Source organism: Caulobacter sp. P4_E5, from assembly GCF_056401555.1.
In genome coordinates this window covers 1-5654 of sequence record NZ_JBFUJD010000140.1, presented here as the reverse complement: position 1 = coordinate 5654, position 5654 = coordinate 1, and the positions used below count along the sequence as shown (strand labels likewise).

Annotated in this window: 6 protein-coding genes; 3 read left to right on the top strand and 3 right to left on the bottom strand. The window is 68.5% G+C overall.

Going from position 1 to position 5654, the window contains the following annotated elements; genetic code table 11:
* Positions 1–137 precede the first annotated feature (137 nt).
* From AC1DSO_RS24385 to AC1DSO_RS24375, 3 genes are read left to right on the top strand one after another with little or no spacing between them, the layout of a single operon-like run.
* A complete protein-coding gene (locus AC1DSO_RS24385) occupies positions 138–725 on the top strand; it encodes a glutathione S-transferase family protein (RefSeq protein WP_477071267.1) in 588 nt (195 codons plus the stop codon).
* Between the two features lie 17 nt (positions 726–742).
* A complete protein-coding gene (locus AC1DSO_RS24380) occupies positions 743–1771 on the top strand; it encodes a phospholipase C/P1 nuclease family protein (protein WP_477071266.1) in 1029 nt (342 codons plus the stop codon).
* 8 nt (positions 1772–1779) lie between these two features.
* The gene (locus tag AC1DSO_RS24375) at positions 1780–2226 is read left to right on the top strand and encodes an NUDIX domain-containing protein (protein WP_477071265.1); all 447 of its coding nucleotides are present in this window, start codon (positions 1780–1782) and stop codon (positions 2224–2226) included.
* Between the two features lie 9 nt (positions 2227–2235).
* Here the strand turns inward: AC1DSO_RS24375 and AC1DSO_RS24370 are convergent, their stop codons facing one another.
* The 3 genes from AC1DSO_RS24370 to pleC form a co-directional block, all read right to left on the bottom strand.
* A complete protein-coding gene (locus tag AC1DSO_RS24370; RefSeq protein ID WP_477071264.1) occupies positions 2236–2583 on the bottom strand; it encodes a UrcA family protein in 348 nt (115 codons plus the stop codon).
* 164 nt (positions 2584–2747) lie between these two features.
* Complete coding sequence (locus tag AC1DSO_RS24365; RefSeq protein WP_477071263.1) at positions 2748–3293, bottom strand: dihydrofolate reductase family protein; 546 nt, start codon at positions 3291–3293, stop codon at positions 2748–2750.
* A 113-nt stretch (positions 3294–3406) separates the two neighbouring features.
* Positions 3407–5654 (bottom strand): cell cycle histidine kinase PleC (pleC, locus tag AC1DSO_RS24360; RefSeq protein WP_477071262.1); only part of this gene is annotated, 2248 nt, incomplete at its 5' end.

Here is a 5654-nt window from a genome sequence, read left to right as displayed (position 1 = left end):
GTGACAACCCCTGGAGCCGATACGCCGCAGGCGCCACTCGCTTGGTGCGTGAAAAAGCGGCATTGATTCAGAGACTTGAAACTTGGCCTTGGTGCGCCGATTTTTTGCTTTCGACAGCTTCACAGAAGGAACCCGCCATGACGCTGCGCATCTACGGCGACTCGATCTCGGGCAATTGCCTCAAGGTGAAGTGGACCGCCGAACAGCTGCATCGGCCGTTCGAATGGATCGAGACCAGCGTCCTGGCGGCCGAAACGCGCACGCCCGAGTTCCTGGCCTTGAACCCGGCGGGCCAGGCGCCGCTGGTCATCCTGGAGGACGGCCGGCCGCTGGCTCAGTCGAACGCCATCATGCTGCACCTGGCCGAGGGCTCGGCCCTGGTCCCCGCCGACGCTTACGAGCGGGCCAAGATGCTCGAATGGCTGTTCTGGGAGCAGTACAGCCACGAGCCCTATGTCGCCGTGGCGCGCTTCCAGGTCGTCTATCTGGGCAAGGCTCTGGAGAGCCTGGAAACCCGGCTGATCGAGCGCGGCGGCCAGGCCCTGGCGCGGCTGGAAACACAGCTGAAACAAACGCCCTTTCTGGTCGGCGAGCGGCTCACCCTGGCGGACATCGCCCTGGTGGCTTACACCCGCGTGGCGCACGAGGGCGGGTTCGACCTTTCGCTGTATCCGGCCGTGAAGGCCTGGGTGGGGCGGATGGACGCCGCGCTCGGCATTATCTGATCCTTCGGAGCTTCTCCTTGCGTCTGTCGTCCAGCCTGAAAGTCCTCGCCCTCGCCGCCGCCCTGTCGGCGCCGGCCGCCTCGGCCTTCGCCTGGGGTTCTTCGGGCCACCGGGTGGTGGGCGTGGTCGGCGCCGCCAGCCTGCCCTCGGACGTGCCGGCCTTCCTGCGTACGCCCGAGGCGATCGCCGCGATCGGCGAGTACGCCCGCGAGCCGGACCGCTGGAAGGGTTCGGGCAAGATCCACGACACCGACCGCGACGCCGCCCACTTCCTGGACGTCGACGACCAGGGCAAGATGTTCGGCGGCCCGGCCTTCACGGTGGCGACCCTGCCGCCGACCCGCGCCGACTACGAAAAGGCCCTGCAGGCCGCCGGCGTCGACAGCTGGAAGGCCGGCTACCTGCCGTACGCGATCATCGACGGCTATCAGCAGCTGGTGAAGGACTTCACCTACTGGCGCATCCTGACCGCCGCTCTGAAGATCGAGAAGGATCCGACCCGGCTGGCCTATTACAAGGCCGACCTGAAGCGCCGGGAAGATCTGCTGGTCCGCGACCTGGGCGTCTGGGCCCACTATGTCGGCGACGGCAGCCAGCCGCTGCACCTGTCGGTACACTACAACGGCTGGGGCGACTATCCGAACCCCAACGGCTACACCAATGCCCGCTCGACGCACTTCCAGTTCGAGGGGCCGCTGGCCAAGGCCCTGGGCGACGAGGCGTCGATCAAGGCGCTGGTGCCGGCCTACAAGGCCTGCGACTGCTCGATCGAGACCCGCGTCGTCGGCTATCTGACCGAGACCTGGAAGCAGACCGAGCCGCTGTACCAGCTGGAAAAGGCCGGCGGCATGGTCGAGACCGACCCGCGCGCCAAGACCTTCGTCCAGACCCGTATCGCCGCCGGAGCCACGGCCCTGCGCGACCTGGTCACTGACGCCTGGACCGCCAGCGCCAAGGGCACGATCGGCTATCGTCCGGAGATCAGCGTGGCGGACGTCGAGTCCGGCAAGGCCGATCCGTGGTTCGACCTCTACGGCAAGGACTGAGACGCGGCATGCTGGCTTTCGGCGCGCCCGTAGCGGGGCTGACCTATCTGGATCGTCGGGCCGCGTTCGGCGTCGCCGAGAACGCCTTGGGCCAGATCGCCCTGGCCCAGGTGACCAAGCCCGGCAAGCCGCCGTACTTCGACCTGCCTGGCGGCGCGGTGGATGGTGACGAGACCGAGGCCGAGGCGGTGGTCCGCGAGTTCGGCGAAGAGACCGGCCTGGTGGTCGAGGCCGGCCTTCTGATCGATACGGTGTCGCAGCTGTTCCTGAAGTCCGACGGCCAGCCGGTGCGGAACTTCGGCGGGGTCTATGCGGTCAAGGTGACCGGCGACAAGCCCGCCCTGAAGGTCGAGGACGACCATGCGCTGGTCTGGCTGGACCCGCGCGACGCGGTGGTCGCCCTGCGCCACGACGCCCATGCCTGGGCCGTCGCGGCGTGGATGCGCAGAGGCTAGTTCGCGGGGCTAGTTCGCAGCCAGGGCCACGCCGGCTCCGGCGGCCTTCGCCACCTTCAGGTCGGCGGCCTGCTTTTCGTTCAGGGCGTCCTGCACATCGGCGTCGAAGTCCATCAGGCAGGCCTTGACCGACAGTCCGCGCAGTCCCTTGGCTTCGCAGGCGCGGTTGCCGGCGATATTCACACGACGGGCGAACTCGCGCGCATCGGTGGGATCCGACAGGCGCAGGTCGCCGACCTTGATCCGGGCGACCGGCTGGACGCGTTCGCCAGCGTGGGCGGCGGTCAGGCTGATGATCGGGGTGGCGGCCAGGGCCAGGGCGGCGACGGCGGCGATACGGTTGACGATCTTGCTCATGGTCTCAGATCCCTCTCTCGGTTGGTCGCCCGCGGCGATCCGTTGAGCGAGGGTGTAGGCCCGACGTGCGCCGAAAACCCGTTACGAGTGCTTCATGACCTCGATTTAAGTCTATGAAGTACAAGTAATATTTCCGAAAATTTAGAATTGGGCGGTGGGGATCGTCAGGCCGGAGCGAACACCAGTCTGATGGCGTCCTCCGGGACGGTGTCGCTGGCGATCAGACGCAGGGGCGGTCGCGCCCGGGCGAAATAGGGCTTTCCGCCGCCGAGAACGACGGGGCGGAAGTAGAGGCGGTACTCGTCGATCAGGCCAAGGCCGGTCAGGCTGGCCGCCAGCTCAGGCCCAGCGACGTCGATGTCGCCCTCGACGTCGGCCTTGAGCTGTCGGACGAACGCTTCGACGTCGTGGGAGATCAGCGTCGCGTTGGGACCGACCGACTTCAGCGTGCGTGACACGACCCATTTGGGTTGCGCCCGCCACGCCTGCGCGAAGTCCCGTTCGATCTCGCCCCAATCCGGACGGTCCTCGTCCCAATAGCGCATCACCTCGTATATGCGGCGGCCGTAGAGACAGCCGGCCAAGGCGCGGACGTGGTCGTTGAAGTGGCGATGTAGCGCGGGGCCAGGGATCGGCAGCTGCGGCCCGCCGGCCGCGCCGGCGACATAGCCGTCGAGCGACTGCATCATTCCGAAGACGAGTTTGGCCATCGGCGACCTTCATGTTTAGCCGGCCCGTCGCCGCCTCGTCCGAAGGACGTGGGCGTGTGCCGGAAACCGACAACGGTCAGCGAACTTTCTCGTCCTTGAAACCCGCCGCCGTCCTACGCCGCGGCGAAGTCCCGCGTGGCCTTATGGTCACTCTGGCGGACGGGCAGGGTGAAGCTGACCGTGGTGCCTTCGCCGGGCGTGGAGTGCATCTCCAGTAGGCCGTCGTGCATGGTGATCAGCGACTTGGTCAGGGCCAGGCCCAGGCCCGTGCCTTGGGTGGTCTTGGAGAACTGGCTCTCGACCTGTTYGAACGGCCGGGCCAGGCGCTCCAGGTCTTCCTTGGCGATGCCGATGCCGGTGTCGGTGACCGACACCTTGACCGTGTCGTTGAACGGGTCGCGGCGGACCTCGGCGCGAATGGTGACGCTGCCGGCGCGCGGCGTGAACTTGATAGCGTTGGACAGCAGGTTCAGCAGCACCTGCTTGACCGCCCGGTAGTCGGCCTCGATCTCGGGCAGGACCGGGAAGTCGATGCTGAGCTTCAGGCCGGCGGCCTCGGCGCGGTTGCGGATCAGGCGGACGGCGTCCTCGGCCACGTCCTCCAGGTGCATCGGCTCGAACTTGAGGTTCATCTTGCCGGCCTCGATCTTCGACATGTCGAGGATGTCGTTGATCAGCGCCAGCAGGTGTTGGCCCGACGAGTGGATGTCCTGGCTGTAGCCCTTGTAGCGGGCGTCCCCGAGCGCGCCGAACATCTCGTTCATCATGATCTCGGAGAAGCCGTTGATGGCGTTCAGCGGCGTCCGCAGCTCGTGGGACATGTTGGCCAGGAACTCGCTCTTGGCCTTGTTGGCGCTCTCGGCCTTGACCTTCTCGGTCTCGTACTTGCGGGCCAGCTCGGCCAGCTGCTCCTGGCTGCGCTCCAGGCCGGCGATGGCGTTCTGCAGCTGTTCCTCGTTGAGGCGGCGGGCTTCTTCCTGGGTCTTGATCGCGGTGATGTCGGCCGCGGTCATGACTAGGCCGCCCTCGGCCGTGCGGCGCTCGCTGATCTGGATCCAGCGGCCGTCCATCAGCTCGGCCTCGCGCACGCCCTTGGCGCCGTCGGGGGCGGGGTGGTCCTGCTTGATGGCCAGGGCGGCGAAGCGGTTGACCTCGGCCCGCGCGGCGCCGGGTTTGAGCAGCTTGGGCTCCAGCGAGAAGACGCTGCGATAGTTGCGGTTGCACATCAGCAGCCGGCCCTGGCGGTCCCAGAGCACGAAGGCTTCGGACACGCTCTCGATGGCGTCGCGCAGGCGGTTCTCGGCGGCCTGGGCGCGGGCCTGGGCGATGCGCTCCTCGGTGACGTCCAGGGCCACGCCGATGATGCGGACATAGCCGTCGACGCCCGGCTTGCCAAAGCCTTGGCCGCGCGCGTCGATCCACAGCGAGCGGCCGCCCTGCTCGGCGGCGGGGACACGGAACGAGACGTCGAAGGCGCCGTACATGGCCGCGTTGGCCAGGGCCTGGCGGACCCGTTCGCGGTGGTCGATCGAGATCCGCTCCAGCAGATCCTGGCCCGAGACCACGCCGCCGCCGCCCCAGCCGAACATCGCGCCGGTCACGTCGGACAGGAACACCTGGTCCCCGTTCAGGTCCCATTCCCAGATGCCGCAGCGGGCGGCCTCGACGGCCAGGCGGAAACGCTGCTCGCTGTCGACGAACTCACGGTGCGCGACCTCGGCCTTGCGGCTCTGGATCAGCAGCAGCAGCGCCAGGGCGATACCGACGGCCAGCGGCGCCAGCAGGTTGAACGCGCCGTCCATGACCTGTCGGTCAAGGTTGGCGACGGTGTGGGTGGGCGCCGCGGCAATCACCTGCAGGGCGCCTTCGGCGGTGGGACGCACGGCGACGTCCAGCGCCGCGCCGTCGATCGCCTGGCCGCGCAGGGCGACCGGGCCGTCGCCGATGTCCTCGGGCGACAGAGCGAAGGCTTCGCGGACCGTATTGGCGCCCTGGGCGCCGCGACCGCGCGCGGCGATCAGCTTGCCGGTCGACAAGGCCAGGGCCGCGCCGTCGCCCTTTTGGGGATCTTCGATCAGGCGCGTGGCGTCGCCGCTGGCGATCACGAAGGCGCGGGCGTGGTCCAGGGTGKCGGTGGTGGCGACATAGAGCCGGCCGGTGTCGCCGACCGAGCCGGTCCAGGTGGTGCGGCCCGAGGCGGCGGCGGCCTGGGCGGCGGCCTTCCAGTCTGCGCCTTCGTCGCGGCCGGCGATCGACACGACGCCGCTGGGGCTGACGACCGCGACGGCCGCGGCCTCGCCGCCGGCGGCGCGCAGGGCGGTCTCGGCGGCGTCCATGGTCGCGCCCGGATCGCGCTTGAGC